The organism is Nonomuraea sp. NPDC050643, from assembly GCF_040654715.1.
Taxonomy (GTDB): Bacteria; Actinomycetota; Actinomycetes; order Streptosporangiales; family Streptosporangiaceae; genus Nonomuraea.
Map to the genome: position 1 here is coordinate 201,261 of NZ_JBFAIM010000015.1, position 22,486 is coordinate 223,746.

Below are 22,486 nucleotides of genomic sequence, written 5' to 3' on the forward strand. Positions count from 1 at the left end.
CTTCCTGCCGCAGGAGGGAACCCTCATGTCCCGACGTCCGTGGCTCACCTTGGCGGCCACGCTGGCGCTGATCACTCCCGGAGCGGTCGCGCTCGACGCCTCCCCGGCGGACGCCCTCGTCATTCCGCCGTCCGACTACCAGCAAGTGTCTCTCGCGGCGGGTGGTACGGAGCTGGGTGAGGCGATGTCGCTGGCCGTGATGCCGAACCGGTCGGTGGTGCACACGGCGCGCGACGGCACGCTGCGTGTCACCGATGTCAACGGCAACACGAAGGTGGCCGGCCGGCTCAACGTCTACACTCATGACGAGGAGGGCCTCCAGGGCGTGGCGGTCGATCCCGGCTTCGCGTCGAACCGGTACCTCTGGCTCTATTACTCCCCGCGGCTGAGCACGCCGAACGGTGATGCGCCGGCCACCGGCACGCAGGCCCAGTTCGACCAGTGGAAGGGCGAGCTGTACCTGTCCCGGATCACCCTCCGAACGGACGACACTCTCGACATGACCAGCGAGAAGGTGGTCCTGCGGGTCCAGAACGACCGTGGCCAGTGCTGTCACGTGGGCGGGGACATCGACTTCGACGCCGCCGGCAACCTGTATCTGACCACCGGCGACGACACCAACCCGTTCGAGTCGAGCGGCTACTCCCCGCTGGACGAGCGGACCAACCGCAACCCGCAGTTCGACGCCCAGCGCTCGTCCGCCAGCACCAACGACCTGCGTGGCAAGCTTCTCCGCATCAAACCGCAGGCCGACGGCACCTACACGATCCCCAGCGGCAACCTGTTCCCGCCCGGTACGGCCAAGACCCGGCCGGAGATCTACGCCATGGGCTTCCGCAACCCGTTCCGGATGAGCGTGGACAAGGCGACCGGCATCGTCTACCTCGGCGACTACGGGCCGGACGCGGGTGTGACCAACTCCAACCGCGGGCCGAGCGGGCAGGTGGAATTCGACCGCATCACCGGTCCCGGCAACTACGGATGGCCGTACTGCACGGGCACGAACACCACGGGCGAGACCTACAACGAATGGAACTTCGCCACCGGCGGCACCGGTCCGAAGTACGCCTGCGCGGGCGGCCCGACCAACAACTCCTTCCGTAACACCGGCCTGACCACGCTGCCCGCGGCGAAGCCGGCGTGGATCCGCTACGCGGGCGACACCGGAAGCCCGCCCGAGTTCGGCTCCGGGTCGGAGTCGCCGATGGGCGGCCCGGTCTACCGTTACGACCCCGGCCTGAATTCGGCCATCAAATTCCCCCAGGCGCTCGACGGGCGGTATTTCGCCGGTGAGTACGGCCGGCGCTGGATCAAGGCGATCGAGGTCAAGCCGGACGGCGCCTACGGAGAGATCTCGGCGTTTCCCTGGTCGGGCACCCAGGTGATGGACATGGCCTTCGGCCCTGACGGGGCCCTGTACGTCCTCGACTACGGCACGGGGAACAACAACCAGGCGCTGTATCGCATCGAGTACATCGGCAGCGCCAACCGCAATCCGATCGCCAAGGCGTCCGCCGACAGGACGTCGGGACCGGCTCCGCTGACGGTGAGCTTCTCCTCGGCGGGCAGCTCGGATCCGGAGGGCGGCGCGCTGACGTACTCGTGGGACTTCGGCGACGGCACCACCTCCACGGCGGCGAATCCGGGCAGGACCTACACCACGAACGGCGCCTACACGGTGACGCTCACGGTCCGGGATCCGCAGGGCCTCACCGGCACGGCGAGCGTGATCGTGAACGTCGGCAACACCGCACCGGCGGTCAGCCTCACCGCCCCCGCCGACGGGCAACCGTTCTCCTTCGGCGACACCGTGCCCTTCCAGGTCGCCGTCAGCGACCCGGAGGACGGCACGATCGACTGCGCCGAAGTCACCGTCGCCTACTTCCTCGGCCACGACAGCCACCGGCACCAGATCACCTCCACGACCGGCTGCTCGGGCTCCCTCTCGGTGCCGGTCGACGGTGAGCACGACGCCGCGGCCAACATCTACGGAGTCTTCGAGGCCTCCTACACCGACGAGGGCGGTCTGACCTCCACCAGCGCCCGTACGCTTCAGCCGCGGCACCGGCAGGCGGAGCACTTCGGCGCCCAGCAGGGCATCCAGACGGCCGACCACGCCACCGCGGAAGGCGGCAGGACGACCGGCTTCATCGATGACGGCGACTGGATCTCCTTCCAGCCGTACAGCCTGGGTAACGCGACGAGGATCACCGCCCGGGTGTCCTCGGCCGGGCCGGGCGGCCGACTCGAGGTGCGGGCGGGCTCGGCGACAGGCGCACTGCTGGGGACGGTGAACGTGGCGAGCACCGGCGGCTGGGACACCTTCACCGATGTCTCGGCGAACCTCAGCGGCGCGCCGGCCGGCACGACGACGCTGTATCTGGTCTTCCGCGGCCCGTCCGGACAGGGCTACCTGTTCGACGTGGACGCCTTCACCCTTGACACCGGCACCCCGCCCTCGGGGAGCACGAGTGCGCTGCGGGGTGTGGGGTCGGGGCGGTGCCTGGAGGTCGGCGGCGGTTCGCAGGCCGACGGTGCGCAGGCGCAGATCTGGGATTGCCTTGGGCAGGCCAACCAGCAGTGGACGTCGACCGCTTCGGGTGAGCTGCGGGTTTATGGCGGTAAGTGCCTGGATGTGAATGCGGCGGGTACGGCGGACGGCACCGCGGTGATCATCTGGACCTGCAACGGTCAGAACAACCAGAAGTGGCGCCTCAACGCCGACGGCACCATCACCGCCGTCGGCGCGAACAAGTGCCTGGACGTCAGCGGCACCGCCAACGGCACCAAGCTGCGCATCTGGACCTGCACCGCAGGAACCGGCCAGCGCTGGACCCGCATCTGAAAGGACACCCATGCTGCGACGCCTGTCAACGGCAGTGGTGGCGATCACCGCCGCCGCGACGATCACCCCCGCCATCCCCGCCATCCCCGCCGAGGCCGCGGCCTTCAAGGTGCTGGTGTTCTCCAAGACGGCCGGGTTCCGGCACGACTCGATCCCCACCGGGATCCAGGCCATCCGCGACCTGGGGGCCGCCAACGACTTCGCCGTCGACGCGACCGAGGACGCGAACGCCTTCGTCGCGGCCAACCTGGCCCAGTACCAGGCGGTGGTGTTCCTCAACACGACCGGTGACGTGCTCAACGACAACCAGCAGGCCGTCTTCCAGACGTATGTGGACGGCGGGGGCGGTTACGTAGGAGTGCATTCGGCCGCGGACACCGAGTACAACTGGGCGTACTACGGGCAACTGATGGGGGCCTGGTTCAACAACCACCCGGCGATCCAGCGGGCCACCGTGCGGAACGAGGATCGGGCGCACGCCGCGACCGCTCACCTTGGGGCGACCTGGTCACGTACCGACGAGTGGTACAACTACCGCTCCAACCCCCGCCCGAACGTCCGGGTGCTGCAGAGCCTGGACGAGAGCAGCTACAGCGGCGGCGGCATGGGCGATCACCCGATCACCTGGTGCCACCCGCAGTCCTCCGGCCGCGCGTTCTACACGGGTCTGGGGCACACCCAGGAGTCGTACGCCGATCCGAGCTTCCGCACGCTGCTGCTCGGTGGAATCCGGTACGCGGCCAAGGCCGTCAACGCCGACTGCCGTCCGGAGACCGGGTACACGACGTTGTACAACGGCTCGACGACGGGCTGGTCGCAGGCGGGGCCGGGGTCCTTCGCCAACAGCGACGCCACGCTGACCTCCCAGGGCGGCATGGGGATGTTGTGGCACAACGCCAAGGAGTTCCGCTCCTACTCCCTCAAGCTCGACTGGAAGCTGACCGGCGACTCCAACTCCGGCGTGATCGTCGGGTTCCCGCCCACCAGTGACCCCAACGCGGCGCTCAACACCGGATACGAGGTGCAGATCGACGCGACCGACGCCTCGGACAAGACGACCGGGGCGATCTACGGGTTCAAGGCCGCCGACCTCGCCGCCCGCGACGCGGCGCTGAACCCGCCGGGGCAGTGGAACACCTATGAGCTGCTGGTGGAGGGTGAGCGGCTGCAGGTGTTCCTGAACGGCGGCAAAATCAACGACTTCACCAACACGGATCCGGTCCGCTCGCTCCAGCAGGGCCACATCGGCATCCAGAACCACGGTTCCGGCGACGTGGTGTCCTTCCGCAACATCCGTATCAAGGAACTGACCAGCACACCGGGCGGTGCGAGTGCGCTGCGGGGTGTGGGGTCGGGGCGGTGCCTGGAGGTCGGCGGCGGTTCGCAGGCCAATGGCGCGCAGGCGCAGATCTGGGATTGCCTTGGGCAGGCCAATCAGCAGTGGACGTCGACCGCTTCGGGTGAGCTGCGGGTGTATGGCGGTAAGTGCCTGGATGTGAATGCGGCGGGTACGGCGGACGGTACCGCGGTGATCATCTGGACCTGCAACGGTCAGAACAACCAGAAGTGGCGCCTCAACGCCGACGGCACCATCACCGCCGTCGGCGCGAACAAGTGCCTGGACGTCAGCGGCGCCGCCAACGGCACCAAGGCGCGCATCTGGACCTGCACCGGAGGGACCAACCAGCGCTGGACCCGCGTCTTATGAGCCTGAAACGACCCGCTCGGACACGAAGGCGGGCCACGTGCTGAGCATGCGCGGCATCGGCAAGACCTTCCTGGGCGTGCGGGTGCTGTCCGGGGTGGACCTGGACGTGGCGGCCGGCGAGGTCCACGCCGTCGTCGGCGAGAACGGTGCCGGCAAGTCCACGCTCATGAAGATCATCTGTGGGGTTCACCCACCGGACGAGGGCACGATCGAGATCGACGGCCGGCCCGTCTCCTTCGGCCATCCGCTCGAGGCGCGGCGCTCCGGCATCGCGATCATCTACCAGGAGTTCAACCTGCTGCCCGAGCGCACCGTCGCCGAGAACGTGTTCCTCGGGCGTGAGCCCGTCAGGCGCGGCCTGGTCGACCGGACCGCCATGGAGGAGGCGACCGCGCGACTCCTCGACGAGCTGGGCGAGGACTCCTTCGGCCCACGCGACGTCGTCAAGCGCCTGTCGGTGACCCAGCAGCAGATCGTCGAGATCGTCAAGGCGTTGTCGGTGAACGCCCGGCTCGTCGTCATGGACGAACCCAGCGCGGCGCTCGCCGAGCACGAGGTCGAGTCGCTCTACCGGCTGATCGGGCGGCTGAGGGAACGCGGCGTCGCCGTCGTGTACATCTCCCACCGATTACGCGAGGTGTTCGATCTCGCCGACCGGGTCACCGTGCTCAAGGACGGCTCGCGTGTCACCACGCTCCCGATCGGCGAGGTGGATCCCGACGAGCTGATCCGCCTGATGGTGGGCCGCGACCTCGGCGCCTACTTCCCGCCTCGTTCGGCGGGCGCCGGCGAGGTACGGCTCAGGCTGCGCGCGGCCGGCAACCACAAGCTCCGCGACATCGATCTGGAGCTGAGTGCCGGGGAGATCGTCGGCATCGCCGGCCTGCGGGGATCCGGCAGGTCGGAGCTCGCCAAGGCGATCTTCGGCGCGGAGCCGTTCACCACGGGCGAGATGATCCCGTCGCGGCCGCGCTCGGTCCGGGAAGGCGTGGCCATGGGCATCGGGCTCGTGACCGAGGACCGCAAGGCCGAAGGGCTCGCGCTGCACCAGTCCGTGCGTGACAACGTCCTGCTCGTCGCCCGCGCGGTGGGCGCCGGAAACCGCGACGGCGTCCGCGACCTGCTCGAACGGGTACGCCTCTCGCCTGCGCGTCAGCAACAGCAGGTCCGCTACCTGTCCGGCGGCAATCAGCAGAAGGTCGTGCTCGTCAAATGGATGACGATGGCGCCGCGGGTGCTGCTGTTCGACGAGCCGACCCGGGGGATCGACGTCGGGGCCAAGGCCGCGATCCACGACCTGATGCGCGAACTGGCGAACGACGGCATGGCCATCATGATGATCTCTTCCGAGCTGCCCGAGCTCATCGGCATGAGCGATCGCGTCGTCGTCCTGCGCGACGGCCGCATCGCGGGCACGCTGCCGGCCGGGGCCTCCGAGGAGGCCGTGATGCGCCTGGCCGCAGGAGAGGTGGCCTGAGTGGACCTGCTCACGCGCGCCCGCCGCCCCGCCCGCAGCGGCCTGGCGGCGCGCCTGCACGGACCCACGCCGATGGTGTTCCTCGCGCTGCTCGGCCTGGCCGCGGCCGGCTGGGCCCTCGTCGCGCTCGACGGCGGCCAGCTCCTCACCATGGAGAGCGTCGTCGGGATCCAGCAGCGTTCCGCGGCCCTCGGCATCGTGGCGATCGGGCAGACGCTGGCGATCCTGGCCGGATCGCTCGACCTGTCCGTGGCGTACCTGATCAGCCTGGCCTCGCTGGTCGCGGCGGAGACCATGGCAGGCCGGGACGGGAACATCGGGCCTGCGGTCGCCGCGGTGCTGGTGCTCAGCTCGCTGGTGGGACTGGTCAACGGGCTGGTCATCACCAGGCTCCGGGTCCACGCCTTCATCGCCACGCTCGGCGTCGCTCTGATCATCAAGGGTATCGTCGACCACCTGTACGACGGCCCGGCGGGCAAGGTGCCCGAGTCGTTCCAGCTCCTCGGCTACTCCCGCGCCGGGCCGATCCCCGTCTCCGCCATGCTCTGGGCGGGCGTGGCCGTCGCGGCCTGGTTCCTGCTGAGCAGGACCAGACTGGGATACCGGATCTACGCGGTGGGCGGCGACGAGGAGGTCGCCCGGCTGTCCGGGATCCGTACGGCCCGCGTCATCCTGATCACTCACGTGCTCTGCTCGGTCTGCGCCGGCATCGCGGGTCTGCTGCTGGCCGCCAGGCTCGGGGCGGGGGCACCCACGGTGGGCACCGATGGTGGCTACGACCTGGAGTCCATCGCCGCGGTCGTGCTCGGAGGGACCGCGTTGGCCGGGGGCAAGGGCGGGATCGCCGGGACCGTGGGCGGGGTCCTGCTGCTGGCCGTTCTGGACACCGTCTTCAACCAGCTCGAGGTCGACTCCTTCGTCAAGGACGTGGTCCGCGGCACCGTCATCGTCGTCGCGGTGGCCGTCTACGCCCGTCGCGGAACGAGGCGGCCGGCATGAGGCGGGCACTTCCCATCCTCGCGGTCCTCGCGGTGCTGCTGACCGCGATGGCGGTCGCCAACCCCTTCTTCCTGGAGCCGGCCGGGTTCCTGGCGTTCCTCAAACGGGCCGCGCCACTGGTGATCCTCGCCGCCGGCCAGTATTTCGTCATCGTCGCCGGCGAGTTCGACCTGTCGGTCGGCTCACTGGTGACGGCCGAAGTGGTGATCGCCGCGCGGCTCATCGACGGCGACGAGTCCGCCACCTGGCCGGTCCTGGCCCTGCTGATCGTCGTCGGGCTGCTCGTCGGCCTGGTCAACGGCGTGGTCACCACCAAGCTGCGGGTGCCGTCGTTCATCGTGACGCTCGGCATGCTGCTCATCCTCAGCGGGGCGATCTTCCTCTGGACCGGTGGCGCGCCGCGTGGCGCGCTGTCGGAAGGCTTCCGGGTGTTCGGCCGCGGCGGCCTCGGGCCGCTGCCGTGGTCGGTGCTGATCCTGCTGGCCGTGGGCGGGGCGGTGATCTGGCTCATGCGCGCCGATTTCGGCAGGATCCTCATGGCCACCGGTGACAACGAGCGTGCCGCGGAACTGTCCGGAGTCCGGGTCGACCGGGTCAAGATCTTCGCCTTCATGCTCTCCGGTCTGTCCGCGGCCGTCACGGCGATCCTGCTCGGCGGTTTCGCCGGGGTCTCGGCGCAGGTGGGCCAGGGACTGGAGTTCTCCGCCATCACCGCGGTCGTCCTCGGCGGCGTGGTGCTCGGCGGCGGCCGCGGCTCCGTACCGGCCGCCATGGCCGGGGCCGTCACGCTGGAGACGCTGTTCACGCTGCTCAACCTGTACGGAATCTCGGGGGCACTGGAGTTCACCGTGCAGGGCGTCATCATCATCGCCGCGGTCGCGGCCGGAGCCGTCCGGCTCCCCCGGAAGTCCACCCCCCGAAGAGGAGACGCACATGCCGCGTCCTGAGGCCGCAATCGCCGTGTTAGCCGCGCTCGTCCTCGCCGGCTGTACCACCGACAAGCCGACCGCCACCACCCAACCCGCGGCGTCCGCCACGAGCGCTCAGGGTTCCGGCACGGGCGCGCAGTCGAAGTTCTTCGTGCAGGCGGACTTCGACGCCCAACTGGCCATGCGCTCCCAGACACCCCAGGGCCCCGCCGCCAAGCCCTGGGAGCAGGCCATCGCCCCGAAGATGATCGACACGGCACGGTACAAGAAGGACGGGCCGTACCGCCTGTGCTTCTCCAACGCGGCGGTCAACAACCCCTGGCGTCAGGTCGGCTGGAAGACGATGCAGGCCGAGGTGGGCCTGCACGAGGAGATCGAGGAGTTCACCGCGCTGGACGCCGAGGGCAAGGACGACAAGCAGATCTCCGACATCGCCGAACTGCAGGCCAAGGGCTGCGACGCGCTGATCGTCTCGCCGAACACCACGGCGACGCTCACCCCGGCCGTGACGGCCGCCTGCGGGAAGGTGCCTGTCATCGTGTTCGACCGGGGTGTGGAGACGGACTGCCCGGTGACGTTCATCAAGCCCATCGGCGGCTACGCCTTCGGCGCCGACGCCGCCGAGTTCCTGGCCGAGAAGGTGCCGACGGGCGGGAAGGTGCTGGCGCTGCGCATCCTGCCCGGCGTTGACGTGCTGGAGACCCGCTGGTCGGCGGCGAAGGTGGTCTTCGACAAGAGCCGCCTCCAGGTGGTGGGGGTGGAGTTCACCGACGGCGACGCCGCCAAGACCAAGAGCATCGTCAGCGACTACATCCAGCGCCACGGCAAGCTCGACGGCGTCTGGATGGACGCGGGCGCCACGGCGGTGGCCGCGATCGAGGCGTTCGAGGACGCCGGCCTGCCGGTGCCACCGATCAACGGCGAGGACCAGCAGGACTTCCTGCAGAAGTGGAAGGACACGGGCCTCACCGCCGTCGCACCCACGTACCCCACCTACCAGTGGCGCACCCCGATCATCGCCGCCCTGAAGATCCTCAAGGGCGAGGAGGTGCCCGAGACGTGGAACCTGCCGCAGCCGAAGGTCACCGGCGAGAACCTGGTGGCCTACCTCAAGCCCAACATGCCGCCGCTGCACTACGCGCTGTGCGGTTGTGAGGACCTGCCCGGCTTCCCGGAGGCCTGGGGCGGGCGGAAGAGCTGATCGGCTCCTTCCCGCGAACCGACGACGAAGAGGGACACCATGTTCTCCATCGGAGTGAACACCTGGGTCTGGGTCTCCCCGCTGACCGACGACGACCTGGCGCGGCTCGTGCCCCGCATCGCCCGGTGGGGTTTCGACGTCATCGAGCTGCCCGTCGAGCGGCCCGGCGACTGGAACCCGGACAGGGCCGCGGCGGTGCTGGCCGAGCACCGACTGGCCGCATCCGTGGTGCTGGTCATGCCACCGGGGCGCGAGCTCGTGGCCGCCTCCCCGGAGACCGTCCGCGACACTCAGGACTATCTGCGGCACTGCGTCGACCTGGCGGTGACGGTCGGCTCCCCGGTGATCGGGGGGCCGGCGTACGCCTCGGTCGGCCGTACGTGGCGGCTCTCACCGGACGAACGCCGGGGGGTCTACGCCGAGTTGCGTGAGCATCTGCGGCCCGTTCTGGACCATGCGGCCGAGCGCGGGGTGAAGCTCGCGGTCGAGCCGCTCAACCGGTACGAGACCAGCCTCGTCAACACCGTCGAGCAGGCGCTCGACGCCTTGCCCGAGGACTGCCACCTGGCACTCGACGTCTACCACCTGAACATCGAGGAGAAGGACCCTGCCCAGGCGGTGCGGGTCGCGGCGGATCGCATCGCGCACGTGCAGGTGTGTGGCACCGATCGCGGCACGCCCGGGGCCGACCGCTTCGACTGGCCCGGCTTCACCGAGGCCCTGCGCGACACCGGCTATCAAGGGCCGCTCGTCATCGAGTCGTTCACCGCGCACAACCAGACCATCGCCACCGCGGCCTCCGTCTGGCGGCCTCTCGCGAAGAGCCAGGACGCGCTGGCCGTGGACGGCCTCGCCTACCTACGCACCCTCTGACATCCCCACGCACCCGCCTGCCCATCGTCACCCTCCGGCTCCGACCGTCGTCGCAAACCCCTCAGGAGATCCGTCATGCGAAGATCACGCCTGTTTCCCGCGCTGGTCGCAGCCTTGTCAGGGCTGTTGATGTCCTTGTCGCCGCAGGTGGCGCACGCGGCCGCACCGCAGTTCAGGGTGCTGCTGTTCACCGAGACGGCGAGCGGCGCCTTCCGGCATGACTCCATCCCCGCGGGTGTTGCGATGTTTCAGCAACTGGCGACCGACAACGACTTCCAGCTCGACCACAGCGAGAACTCCGCCGTCTTCACCACCGCGACCCTGAACACCTACGACGCGGTGATCATGTTCCAGACCAGCGGCATGGTGTGGGACAACGACGCTCAGCGTCAGGCCTTCCAGGCCTATGTGCGCGGTGGCCACGGCGTCGTCGCGATCCACAACGCCACCGACATGAACATCGAGGCGCAGTTTCCCTGGTGGGACCAGGTAGTCCTGGCCGGCGCCCACATGACCGCGCACTCGTCGATCCTGCAGGGCACCGCCAAGGTGGCCGACAGGGTGCACCCCTCCACGAAGGGGCTGCCGGACCGGTGGGTGCGCTCGGAGGAGTGGTACAACTTCGACAAGAACACGCGGGGCTCGGTGCACGTGCTGGTGACCGCGGATGAGACCACCTATGACGCGGGGCCGAGCAGGATGGGCGCCGACCATCCGATCTCCTGGTGCCACAATCCGGAGGGCGGCCGGGTGTGGGCCACCGCGATGGGCCACCAGACGTCCTCGTACTCGGAGTCGCTGTTCAAACAGCACCTGCTGGGGGCGGTGCAGTGGGCGGCGGGCGCGGTGCCGGGCGACTGCGGCGGCTCGGTCGCGGCTCGGTTCCAGAAGGTGACTCTCGACGGCGCGCCGGACCAGCCGATGGAGCTGGACGTGGCCGCCGACGGCAGGGTCTTCTACATCTCGCGCTCCGGCAAGGTGAACATGATCCCCGCCAACGGCGGGGGCACGCGTGTCATCGGCACCCTGCCGGTGTACGACGGCGGCGAGGACGGCGGCATCGGGCTGGCACTGGATCCGGGCTTCGCCACCAACGGCTGGATCTACGTCAACTTTTCGCCGTCCAGCGGCGGTGAGGTGAACCGGGTGTCGCGGTTCACCTTCAACGGCACCAGCCTCGACCTGGCGAGCGAGAAGAAGATCATCGAGGTTCCGGCGTATCGCAACGTCGACGAGCCCGGCCACACCGGCGGCTACCTCGTGTTCGGGCCGGGCGGGAATTTGTACATCGGTCCGGGTGACGACACCAATCCCAACGGCTCCAGCGGGTACGCCCCGATCGACGAGCGGCCGGGCCGGGAGCACTATGACGCTCAGCGGTCCTCGGCCAACACCAACGACCTGCGCGGCAAGATCCTGCGCATCCACCCCGAGCCCGACGGCACCTACACGATCCCGTCCGGCAACCTGTTCGCGCCCGGTACGGCCAAGACCCGGCCCGAGATCTACGCGATGGGGTTCCGCAACCCGTTCCGCTTCTCGGTCGACCGGACGACCGGCTGGATCTCGGTGGGCGACTACGGGCCCGACGCGGGCGCCGCGAACCCCAGCCGCGGTCCTGAGGGCACCGTCGAGTGGAACCTGATCAAGCAGGCAGGCTTCTACGGCTGGCCGTACTGCGTCGGCAACAACCTCCCGTTCAACGACTACAACTTCGCCACCAACACCTCCGGCGCGAAGTTCAACTGCTCGGCACCGGTCAACGACTCGCCCAACAACACCGGCCTCGGTAATCTGCCCGCGGCCAAGCCCGCCACCGTCTGGTACGACTACCACGCCTCGGCCGAGTTCCCCGAGATCAACTGCTGCGGCGGCGCCGCCCCGATGGGCGGTCCGTTCTACCGCTACGACCCGGCCGGCAACGCGGACCGCAGGTTCCCCGAGTATTTCGACGGCACGCCGTTCTTCTACGAATGGAGCCGGAACTTCGTCAAGGAGTTCCGCCTGGACTCCTCGGGCAACCTCCTGAAGATCAGCCCCTTCGTGGCACAGCTCGCCCCGCGTGCGCCGATCGACATGAAGTTCGGTCCGGACGGCGCCCTGTACATGGCCGACTGGGGCAACGGCTTCGGTCACGCGAACACCGATGACAGCATCTACCGTGTCGACTATGTCGCCGGAAACCGCGCGCCCCTGGCCAAGGCGAGCGCCAACCCCGACTCGGGCGCGGCACCCCTGACGGTGGCGTTCTCCTCGGCCGGCTCGACCGACCCCGACGGCGACGCGATCACGTACGCGTGGGACTTCGGCGACGGCGGAACCTCCACCGGCGCCAGTCCCTCCCATACCTACACCACCAACGGCACCTACCCGGCCACGCTGACCGTCCGGGACTCCGGCGGGAAGACGGGCAGTGTGACGTTGACCGTCGTCGTCGGCAACACCCGTCCCAAGGTGGCCTTCTCGGCTCCACCCGACGGCGGATTCATCGACTTCGGCGATGAGGTGGACTACGCGCTGAACGTCACCGACGCCGAGGACGGCGCCGCCGACTGCACCAAGGTCAACGTGACAACGGCGCTCGGCCATGACCAGCACGCCCACGACACCGGCCAGTACACCGGTTGCTCCGGAACGGTCACGACCACCGCCTCCGGCCATGACGAGGCATCCAACGTCTACTACGTCCTGTCCGCCGACTACACCGACCAGGGGGGCCTGAAGGGCTCCGCCGGCATCACCCTGCAGCCGAAACACAAGCAGGCCGAGCACTTCACCGGCTCGTCCGGAATCCGCGTCGTCGACGAGTCCGGCGCCGAAGGCGGCAGGCGTATCGGCGACATCTCCAACAGCGACTGGATCTCCTTCAGCCCGATCAGCCTGTCCGGGATCGACACGGTGTCCTTCCGCGTCTCGGCGCCGTCCAACACCGGGGCGTCCATCGAACTGCGCGCCGACTCGCCGACCGGGGCCCTCCTCGCCTCCAGCCCCGTGCCGGCGACCGGGGGGTGGAACACCTACGTGTCGCTGCCCGCGGTACAGGTCACCGACCCCGGTGGCACCCGCAATGTCCACGTCCTGTTCAAGGCGCCGTCCGCGAACTCGTTCGACGTGGACTCCATCACCTTCAACGGCAGGGGCGTCGGGCAGGGTGACGGCTCACCTCCGGGAGGCACGAGCGCGCTGCGGGGTTCGGGATCGAACAGGTGCCTGGACCTCAACGGCGCCACGCAGACGAACGGCGCGCAGGTGCAGATCTGGGACTGCAACGGGAGGCCCAACCAGCAGTGGACCTCCACCAGCGCGGGCGAGTTGCGGGTATACGGCACCAAATGCCTGGACGTGAACGGAGCCGGGACGGCGGACGGGACCGCGGTGATCATCTGGGACTGCAACGGCCAGAACAACCAGAAATGGCGCCTCAACGCCGACGGCAGCATCACCGCCGTCGCGGCGAACAAGTGCCTGAACGTCAGCGGCGCCGGCACCGCCAATGGCACCAAGACGCAGATCTGGGCGTGCAACGGCCAGAACAACCAGAAGTGGACCCGCGTCTGATTGTCAGGTGACGCCCGAACACGGTCGCCACGTCAGCGCGGACGTCGTAGCCGTACTGGTCAGGCGGGCGGGGCAGGCGCGGTGCTCTCGCGTACGACGAGTTCGGTGGCCAGCTCGACGCGGCTCTGTGGCAGCGCCTCACCTCGGGCCAGGGTCAGCAGCATTGAGGTCGCCGCGGCGGCCATCTTGGTGAAGGGCTGGCGGATGGTGGTCAGCGGTGGGATGGTCCACCGCACCGACGGCATGTCGTCGAAGCCGATCACGCTGAGATCGTCCGGGATGCGCAGCCCGAGCTGATGGGCCGCGTGGTAGACGCCGATGGCTTGGCCGTCGTTCGTGGCGAAGATCGCGGTCGGCCGGTCGGGCAGGCGCAGCAGGCGGTGCGCCTGCGCCAGGCCGCCCTCGATGAAGAAGTCGCCCCGGCCGATCAGCTCCGGGTCGATGGGCACGCCGGCCATGTCGAGGGCGGTGCGATAGCCGTCGAGGCGGGCCCGGCTGGACAGCGCGGCGTCGGGCCCGGTGATGATGGCGATGCGGCGGTGCCCGAGCTCCAGGAGGTGGCGGGTGGCGGTGAGCCCGCCGTTCCAGTTGCCGGCGCCGACCGAGGGGACGTTCTTGCCGGGAGCGTCGGCGGGATCCAGCAGGACCAGCGGGATCCCCCGGCGGGCGAGCCGTTCGTGCTGCGTCTCGGTCAGGCCGGAGAACACCGCGATCACGCCGCTCGGGCGGCGCCGCAGCACCCCCTCCAGCCAGGCGTCCGCGGCGGTGTGGTCGCGGTGCAGGTCGGAGATCCCGACCGTGAGGTCGTGCTCACGCGCGACCTCCGCCACCCCTTTGGTGATCTCGACGGGATAGTCGCCCTCCAGCGCGTGGAAGACCAGCTCCACCAGGGCCGTCGGCATGGAGCGGCGGCGCTGTCGCCGGTAGCCGTGCCGGCGGATGAGCTCCTCCACGGCGGCGCGGGTCTCGGACGAGACTTCGGAACGGCCGTTCACGACCTTGGAGATCGTCGCGGTGGAAACCCCGGCCAGCTCGGCGAGCTGAGCGAGGGTGAGAGGGGACGACTCCACGGCCATGGCGGCAGTCTAGCCACGGAGTGCGGGCAGGTGGGGGTGCCGTCTCACCAAGATCAAGCTTCCTGAGTCACGGGTCACGTTCCGCTCATGGACCTGCCTGCCGCTCCCTGCGGACACTCATCGTGCCGGGGCGCGCGCCGCCCGCATCGACGAAGGCGGCCCCGGGTTGCCGGGCCGCCTGTCAGGCCATCAGCGTTGCAGGGTCAGCAGGCCCGGGCGGTAGGGCAGCAGGCCGTAGTCGCCGCCGGAGTTGGGGTTGCGTCCTTGGTAGAGCAGGCGCAGGTTGCAGGGGTCGATGGTCATGGTCTGGTCGGCGCTGGTACGGATCAGTTCGCCGTGGCTGATGTCGTTGGTCCAGGTGGCGCCGCTGTTGGTCTTGCCGGCGAAGGGGTTGTTCTCGGTGGCGGCTTGGGGGGTCCAGGAGCCGTTGAGGCTGGTGGCGGTGAAGGAGCGGAAGTAGCGGCCTTGGGCGCCGATCGCTTCGACGAGCATGAGGTATTTGTTGTGGCCTTGGAGTTTGTAGACCTGGACGGCTTCGAACAGGTTGTTGGTGGTGTCGCTCATGATGACGGTGGAGGTGGTGCCGAAGCCGGCGGGGAAGTTTCCGATGGGCATGGTGGCGCGGTAGATCTTGCCGTTGTCTCCGGCGAAGAACAGGTACATGGTGGTGCCGTCGCCGATGAGGGTCTGGTCGATGGGGCCGGTTCCGGAGCCGGTGATGCTTCCGGAGAAGAGCACTTGCTGTGCTGACCAGCTGTTCGGGTTGGCGGGGTCGCTGGAGGTCCGGTAGGAGAAGGCGGTGCCACCCCATTGGTAGGCCAGTACCCAGGTGTTCTTCGGGGCGAAGTACAGGAGTGTGGGTGCGACGGTGGAGGCGGACATGGTGTTCTGGGTGGCGGAGGCCATGTCGGGCCAGTTGGTGAAGAGGCCGAAGTTCATCGAGCCCCATCTGGTTCCTGTGTCGTGGGTGGTGGCGTAGACGAGGTTGCCGCCGTTGTAGGGGGCGACGGTGAAGTCCTTGAGGGAGACCCAGCCTGTTTTGGGGGTGGCGAGGGGGCCGGTGGAGGTCCAGCGGTAGGTGGAGGGGAGATCGCATGGGCCGGGGTTGCCGCCGCCGTCTACGCGGATGAGTTGCCATTGCTGGTTGGTGCCGCCCCAGTCGTCGTATTGGACGATGTTGGCGTTGTCGGCGGTGGAGGCGCCTTGGACTTCGAGGGTTTTGTTGCTGTGGCGGGAGATGAGTCTGATGTGGCCGTCTGGGCTGTCGGCCAGGCGCCATTGCTGGTTGGTGCCGTTGCCGTCGGTCCATTGGACGATGGTGCCGCCGTTGGCGGTGGAGAAGTTGTAGACGTCGAGGGCTTTGCCGCTGTTGCGGTTGACCAGGACGTACCAGGCGTTGGTGTCGACCGTCGCCGCTGCCGCCTGGGGCGTGAGGAGCACGCCCACGAGAAGCAGGGATGAGAGAACCGCGAGCACGCCTCTCACAGGAACCTCCAGAGGGTGTTGTTCGCGCCGTTGTCGTCGGCGAGCACGACCTGCGCGCCCTGCGAGGTGCCGCCCAGCCCGAGGATCCGGCCGCCGTTGGCGCACTGGATGCGGAAGGCGGCGCCCGACCCGTAACGCAGCCGCCAGCGGTGGTCGGCGGAGCCGGTGTCGCCCCACTGCACGACGCGCGACCCGGCGGCGGTGGCCATGTTCTCCACGCCCAGCACCTTCTGGCTGCCCGAGTTGCGTAGCCGCAGGTAGCCGCCGGTGTCGACGATCGCCGTCCACAGGTGGTCCGCAGTGCCGGTGTCGCCCCACTGGACGACGAGCGCGCCGTCGGCCGTGGACATGTCGGTGACGCCGAGCACCATGCCGGTGCCCACGTTCTGGATGCGGCGTGCGCCGTTCGGCACGAACCGCCACTGGTTGTCCGCGCTGCCGTTGTCGGAATCCTGCACCACCTGGGCGCCGTTGACCGTCGAGCCGTTCTGCACGCCGAGCAGCTTGGAGCTGTGCACGTTGCGGATCTTGACGGAGCCGTCGCCGGCGTCGGTGACCATCCAGCGGTGGTCGGCGGTGCCGGTGTCACCCCACTGGAGCACCCGGGCGTTGTCGGCGGCCGACATGTTCTCGACGCCGAGCACCTTGCCGCTGTGCACGTTGCGGAAACGCAGGGCGCTGCCGTCGACGACGGGAACCCAGTCGTGGTCGGCGGTGCCGTTGTCGGTCCACTGGAGGGCCAGGCCGCCGTCGGCGGTGGACATGTTCTGGATGCCCAGGGCCAGCCCGCTGGCCGCGTTGACCAGGCGGAAGCTTGCCGCGCCGGTCCCGCCCTGGCCGGTGTTCCAGTAGACGACGTAGTTGTGGTCGTGGGCGTCGTAGAACGGCCCCAGCCGCACCGAGGCCCCGTTGGTCGTGGCGGTGAAGGACAGGGCGGAGGTGCTGGTCCGCGTGATCGATGACGGGGTCAGGGCGGGGGCCGATGACAGGGCGGTGTTGCCGTAGTCGCCCGACAACACGACCGGGCCGAAGGTGACGGCTTGCACATTGGGGTTGTCGTTGGCGGCCTTCATGACCACCCGCATGGGCAGCCGCACGCTCACGGTGTCGCCCGGCGCCCACGAACGGGTGAGGTCGGCGTAGGTGCCCGGGGTGGTGGCGATGCTCTGCTGGACCCCGTTGACGCTGATCGTCGCCCCCTGGGTCTAGCCCGGGATACGGACGCGCATCGTCCACGATCCGCTCACGTTGCCGGTGACCTGCAGCGACGTGGTGTCGCCGACCGGATAGGAGGTGGTCTGGGTGACCGTGATGCCGCGCTGGCTCCAGTCGAGCGTGGAGGGCGCGAACAGGTTCACGAACAGCGTGGTGCCGTTGTGGAAGTAGATCGAGTCCATCAGCTTGGTGTTGGTCTCGATGCCGGTGCCCTGGCAGCACCAGAAGGAGTTGTAGTCGGTGCTCCAGGTGCCGCCGCCCCAGGCCGGGCCGACGCCCCGGCGGCCACCGGGGTTGAGCGGGGTGAAGTAGGTGACGTGCCCGCGCGCGTCGGCCGGGTTCTGCTGCCCGATCAAATGGTTGAGCAGGGCGTTCTCGTAGTAGTCGAAGTAGTCGGCCCGGGACGGCGACAGCAGCCACAGCTCCCGGGTCAGCTTGAGCATGTTGTAGGTATTGCAAGCCTCGCCGGTGTCCCTGGTCAGGTGGGCGGCGATCGCGTGGGGGGCGCGGAAGTGCTCGGCCTGGCTGTTGGAGCCGTTCACGTACGTGTGCGCGCCGATGGTGATGGACCAGGCGTTGGTGGCGATATCGCGGTAGCGGGTCGTGCCCGTCGCCTTGTACTCCCGGGCCGCCCCGATCCACTTGGGCACCTGAGTGTTGGCGTGCAACCCGTTGAGCCGGTCCTGGCCCGCGGCCAGCGGACCGAACACGGCCTCATGGTCGAACCGCCGGGCCGTGGTCAGCCACCGGGAGTCGCCGGTCATCTGGTACAGGTCCGTCAGCACGGCGTTCATGCCGCCGAACTCGGTGCCGAGCATGGCCTGCAGCTGGCCTGAGCCGAGCCGGGACGTGCGGGCGTCCACCCATCCTGCCAGGGCCAGCAGCACGGTCCTGGCCTGGGTGTTGCCGATCAGCCGCCAGACGTCCAGCAGCCCGGCCAGGGTCTTGTGGATGCAGTAGTAGGGGACGTTGCCGTTGGTCAGGGTGCGGTTCTCCACGGCGGTGATGTCGGCCTCGGGGAAGCCGGACAGGTAGCCGCTGGTGAATCCGGCGGCGCCGTTGTTGGCCTGGCATCGGGCCAGTTCGGCGACCATGTGGTCGGCCTTGTCCCGGCAGGTGGTGTCGCCGAGTACGGCGTAGGCCTGCGCCCACGCCGTCAGGAAATGGCCCTGCATGTGGGAACGGAACGGGAAACCGGGCGCGTCCCAGCCGCCGTTGGCCGCCGCGCCGCCGGTGGACAACCGGTGGTTGGCCCGGAAGACGTACAGGAGCCGGTCGACATCGACGAAGCGTAAGTAGGTGAGAGCGCGGTTCTGGTTGTCCAGGAGACGGCCGGAGGCCAGCCGGACCTGGCCGAGGTCGAATTCGTAGGCCGAGACGCCGATGTCGGATCTGGCCCAGGGGAGTGCGGCCGGCGCGGGGGACGCGCCGGCCACCTGGCCGGCGACCGAGAGGGCGGCGGTCGCGCCTGCTGCCTGAAAGAGCTGACGACGGCTCAAGGACATGCAGAACTCCTTGGAGATGGGGGCGGTGACCGGCCGTGGCCGGTCACGTGTTCACCGGGTCAGGCGTTCTCTCACCGGCCACTGTGGCCGGTGAGGGGACGCCGCCGACGAGCATGTTAGCGCTAACATTCGATGCTGCAGGGCGTTGTGGCGGAGTACATCCGACGGTCCCGCCCGGCGTCAATGAGGGCGGCCCGCGCCGACTCGGGCGTTACCGTCGGAACGCCTCCCTGCCTGGAGATTCGTCTCCAACGAGATCGCGCCGCACCGATCGTTCTGGTGAAAGTTTCATAGAAGTTGCCAGATGGAAACAGATAAATTGCGAGGGATGAGAAGTTAACGTGCTGTCGCAGAAGTCGTCAGCCCTGCGCGCGACGGCCTGCTGTGCAGTTCGAGTCAAGAGGGCCACTGGGCCGGAAGGGAACGCTCGGCATGGTCACCGGGCGGCCCGTGGCTGCTCGCGGACGTGGCGGGCATCGTTCTCGATCTTCGTTAAGTTTCCGTCCCGGGCACGGTTGACTGGCCGCAGTCAGGGCTTTACCTTCCAGCAGAAGATCCGCCTCAAGTCCCGCCACTCCGGCAAGGTGCTCGACGTCCACACCTTCTCCACCACCGACTCCGCCGACATCGTCCAGTGCGACTGGGGTGGCAACAACCAGCAGCGGCAACTCGTACGGGCCGGCTGACCGACCGCGACCCCGTAGGGAACGAGAGGGCGAGATGTCTGACCTATCGCGAAGGCAAGTGTTGAGATTCGGCGCGGCCGGAGCCGGAGCCGTGGTGCTGCCGCCGGGGTGGACAGCTCCCGCCCGGGCCGCCTCGGCACCCCCTCCGGAGGTGAGCGCCGCGAACGATCTGGCCCTGTGGTACGACGAGAGCGCCGGCACGGACTGGCTACGTGCGCTTCCGATCGGCAACGGCCGTCTGGGAGCCATGGTGTTCGGCAACGTCGACACCGAGCGGCTGCAGCTCAACGAGGACACCGTCTGGGCCGGTGGACCGTACGACCAGAGCAATCCCCGTGGGGCGGCTGCGCTGGGACAGATCCGGCAACTGGTCTTCCAGAACCAGTGGAGCCAGGCGCAGACGATGATCGACCAGAACATGCGGGGAAACCCGGTGGGACAGCTCGCCTACCAGACCGTCGGTGACCTGCGGGTCGGCTTCGGCAGCGCCGCCGGGGTCGCGGAGTTCAACCGTCATCTGGACCTCACCACGGCCACCACGGCCGTGTCCTATCTGCAGAACGGCGTCCGCTACCGGCGCGAGGTGCTCGCGAGCGCGCCCGACCAGGTGATCGCCATCCGCTTGACCGCCGACAGACCGGGCTCGATCACGTTCTCCGCGACGTTCGACAGCCCGCAACGAGCGACGCGCTCCAGCCCGGACGGAACCACGGTCGCGCTCGATGGCATCTCGGGCGACATGGAAGGAGTGACCGGCTCGGTCCGGTTCCTGGCTCTGGCGCGGGCCGTCGCCGAAGGCGGCAGCGTCAGCAGCTCCGGCGGCACACTGCAGGTCAGGTCCGCCAACAGCGTGACGGTGCTGGTCTCCATCGGTTCTGGTTACCGCAACTACCGCGACGTCGGCGGCGATCACCAGGGCATCGCGCGGCGCCATCTCGACGCCGCCACCGGCAGGACCTACGACGACCTGCGCGGCCGGCACGTCGCCGACTACCAGCGGCTGTTCGGGCGTACGACGCTCGACCTCGGCCGGACCGCGGCAGCCGACCAGCCGACCGACGTGCGGATCGCCCAGCACGCGAACACCGACGACCCGCAGTTCTCGGCGCTGCTGTTCCAGTACGGCCGCTACCTGCTGATCAGTTCCTCCCGGCCAGGCACCCAGCCGGCGAACCTGCAGGGCATCTGGAACGATTCGCTCGCGCCGGCGTGGGACTCGAAATACACCATCAACGCGAATCTGCCGATGAACTACTGGCCGGCCGACACGACGAACCTGTCCGAGTGCTACGAGCCGGTCTTCGCCATGATCGACGAGCTCACGGTCAGCGGTGCCCGAACGGCCCGCGTACAGTACAACGCCGGCGGTTGGGTGACCCACCACAACACCGACGCGTGGCGCGCGACGTCGGTGGTCGACGGCGCGCTCTGGGGCATGTGGCAGACGGGCGGCGCCTGGCTGGCCACCCTCATCTGGGACCACTACGGCTTCACCGGCGATCTGGAGTTCCTCCGGCGGCACTACCCCGCGATGAAAGGCGCCGCACAGTTCTTCCTCGAGACTCTCGTACCGGAACCCACCCTCGGTTATCTGGTCACCAACCCGTCGAACTCCCCAGAACTCGCCCACCACGCGGGCGTCAGCGTCTGCGCCGGTCCCACTATGGACAACCAGATCCTGCGTGACCTGTTCAACGGCTGCGCCCAGGCTTCCCAGGCGCTCGGAGCCGACGCCGACTTCCGGGCGCGGATCCTGGCCGCCCGGGACCGGCTCCCGCCGATGAAGATCGGCTCGCGCGGCAACATCCAGGAGTGGTTGTCCGACTGGGTCGAGACCGAGCCCGCCCACCGGCACATCTCCCACCTCTACGGCCTGCACCCCAGCAACCAGATCACCAAACGCGGCACCCCGGCGCTGTACACCGCCGCGCGGCGCACCCTCGAACTACGCGGTGACGACGGGACCGGCTGGTCACTCGCCTGGAAGATCAATTATTGGGCGCGGATGGAGGAGGGCGGTCGTGCGCACGCGCTGCTCCGCCTCCTGGTGACGACGGCCCGCCTGGCGCCGAACATGTTCGACCTGCACCCGCCCTTCCAGATCGACGGCAACTTCGGCGCGACGTCCGGCGTCGCCGAGATGCTGCTGCAGAGCCACAACGGGGAACTGCACGTGCTGCCGGCCCTGCCGCCCGCCTGGCCGAACGGCAAGGTACAGGGTCTTCGGGGACGCGGCGGCCACACCGTGGACGTGACGTGGAGCTCCGGCGGGGCCACCGAGATCCTTCTCAGGTTCGACCGCGACGGGACGGTCAACGTGCGCAACCGTATCTTCGCCGGAACCTATCAGGTGGTCGACACCACGACCGGCGATACCGTCGCCGTCACCAATCCCGAGAACGACGTCATCCGGCTGACCGGCCAGGCCGGTCGTACGTACCGCACGACCGGGTCCGGCCCCGCGCCGGTGAGTTATGTGCGGATCACCAACGCGACCACCGGCCTGGCGCTGGACAGCGGCGGGAACGTCGCCTCGGGGGCGAACCTCAAGCAGTGGAACTGGGACGGCAGCACCAACCTGCAGTGGCAGCTCGTGGACCTGGGCGGCGGCTGGTACCGCGTCGTCAACCGCGCCAACGCCATGGTCATCGACAGCTGGGGCAACACCGCCAACGGCGCCAACGGCCGGCAGTCGGCCTGGAACGGCGGTGTCAACCAGCAGTGGCGGCTCAACAGCACAGGAAATGGCCGCCACCAGATCATCAACCGGGGCACCGGCACCGCCCTGGACGGCACGGGCAACAGCACCGCCGGCTCCACCGTCGCCTTGTGGACGCCGAACGGCAGCACCAACAACCAATGGACGATCACGAGCGTGTGACCGCCGCGGCCGGCGACCTGGCCCCTGTTCCCGAGCCTGGTCACCGGC

Annotated in this window: 13 protein-coding genes and 1 pseudogene; 10 read left to right on the forward strand and 4 right to left on the reverse strand. The window is 68.9% G+C overall.

What is annotated here, in order from left to right:
• The first annotated feature begins 25 nt into the window (after nt 1-25).
• From AB0I15_RS22130 to AB0I15_RS22165, 8 genes are all read left to right on the forward strand, one after another.
• Nucleotides 26-2,845: a PQQ-dependent sugar dehydrogenase gene (locus AB0I15_RS22130; protein WP_358098365.1), complete on the forward strand. Its 2,820-nt coding sequence runs from the start codon at nt 26-28 to the stop codon at nt 2,843-2,845.
• A 10-nt stretch (nt 2,846-2,855) separates the two neighbouring features.
• Nucleotides 2,856-4,553 (forward strand): ThuA domain-containing protein, encoded by a 1,698-nt coding sequence (locus tag AB0I15_RS22135; RefSeq protein ID WP_358098367.1) that lies wholly within the window; start codon nt 2,856-2,858, stop codon nt 4,551-4,553.
• A 46-nt stretch (nt 4,554-4,599) separates the two neighbouring features.
• Nucleotides 4,600-6,030 carry a sugar ABC transporter ATP-binding protein gene (locus AB0I15_RS22140; protein WP_358098439.1) on the forward strand — a complete coding sequence of 477 codons (1,431 nt, stop codon included), beginning with the start codon at nt 4,600-4,602 and terminating at the stop codon, nt 6,028-6,030.
• Entirely contained in the window at nt 6,031-7,029 is a 999-nt protein-coding gene (locus AB0I15_RS22145; protein ID WP_358098370.1) for an ABC transporter permease, read from the forward strand. It begins immediately after the preceding gene.
• On the forward strand, nt 7,026-7,976 hold the full coding sequence (locus tag AB0I15_RS22150; protein WP_358098373.1) for an ABC transporter permease: 951 nt from the start codon (nt 7,026-7,028) through the stop codon (nt 7,974-7,976). The genes AB0I15_RS22145 and AB0I15_RS22150 overlap by 4 nt, the downstream gene beginning before the upstream one ends.
• Complete coding sequence (locus tag AB0I15_RS22155; protein WP_358098376.1) at nt 7,963-9,159, forward strand: substrate-binding domain-containing protein; 1,197 nt, start codon at nt 7,963-7,965, stop codon at nt 9,157-9,159. Before AB0I15_RS22150 ends, AB0I15_RS22155 begins: the two co-directional genes overlap by 14 nt.
• A 39-nt stretch (nt 9,160-9,198) precedes the next feature.
• Complete coding sequence (locus AB0I15_RS22160) at nt 9,199-10,032, forward strand: sugar phosphate isomerase/epimerase family protein (protein WP_358098378.1); 834 nt, start codon at nt 9,199-9,201, stop codon at nt 10,030-10,032.
• 75 nt (nt 10,033-10,107) lie between these two features.
• On the forward strand, nt 10,108-13,590 hold the full coding sequence (locus AB0I15_RS22165) for a ThuA domain-containing protein (protein ID WP_358098380.1): 3,483 nt from the start codon (nt 10,108-10,110) through the stop codon (nt 13,588-13,590).
• Nucleotides 13,591-13,649: 59 nt separating this feature from the next.
• Here AB0I15_RS22165 and AB0I15_RS22170 read toward each other — a convergent pair whose 3' ends face one another.
• The 4 genes and pseudogenes from AB0I15_RS22170 to AB0I15_RS22185 form a co-directional block, all read right to left on the reverse strand.
• A complete protein-coding gene (locus tag AB0I15_RS22170) occupies nt 13,650-14,666 on the reverse strand; it encodes a LacI family DNA-binding transcriptional regulator (RefSeq protein ID WP_358098383.1) in 1,017 nt (338 codons plus the stop codon).
• A gap of 189 nt (nt 14,667-14,855) precedes the next feature.
• On the reverse strand, nt 14,856-16,142 hold the full coding sequence (locus AB0I15_RS22175; RefSeq protein ID WP_358098386.1) for a non-reducing end alpha-L-arabinofuranosidase family hydrolase: 1,287 nt from the start codon (nt 16,140-16,142) through the stop codon (nt 14,856-14,858).
• Between the two features lie 5 nt (nt 16,143-16,147).
• A complete protein-coding gene (locus AB0I15_RS22180; protein ID WP_358098442.1) occupies nt 16,148-17,236 on the reverse strand; it encodes an RICIN domain-containing protein in 1,089 nt (362 codons plus the stop codon).
• Between the two features lie 9 nt (nt 17,237-17,245).
• Nucleotides 17,246-18,871, reverse strand: a pseudogene (locus AB0I15_RS22185) (beta-L-arabinofuranosidase domain-containing protein); the annotation flags it as partial.
• Nucleotides 18,872-19,386: 515 nt separating this feature from the next.
• On the opposite strand from AB0I15_RS22185, the gene AB0I15_RS22190 reads away from it, so the two are divergent.
• Nucleotides 19,387-19,557 (forward strand): RICIN domain-containing protein, encoded by a 171-nt coding sequence (locus tag AB0I15_RS22190; RefSeq protein WP_358098389.1) that lies wholly within the window; start codon nt 19,387-19,389, stop codon nt 19,555-19,557.
• 58 nt (nt 19,558-19,615) lie between these two features.
• Nucleotides 19,616-22,438: a glycoside hydrolase N-terminal domain-containing protein gene (locus AB0I15_RS22195; RefSeq protein WP_358098391.1), complete on the forward strand. Its 2,823-nt coding sequence runs from the start codon at nt 19,616-19,618 to the stop codon at nt 22,436-22,438.
• Nucleotides 22,439-22,486: the final 48 nt, after the last annotated feature.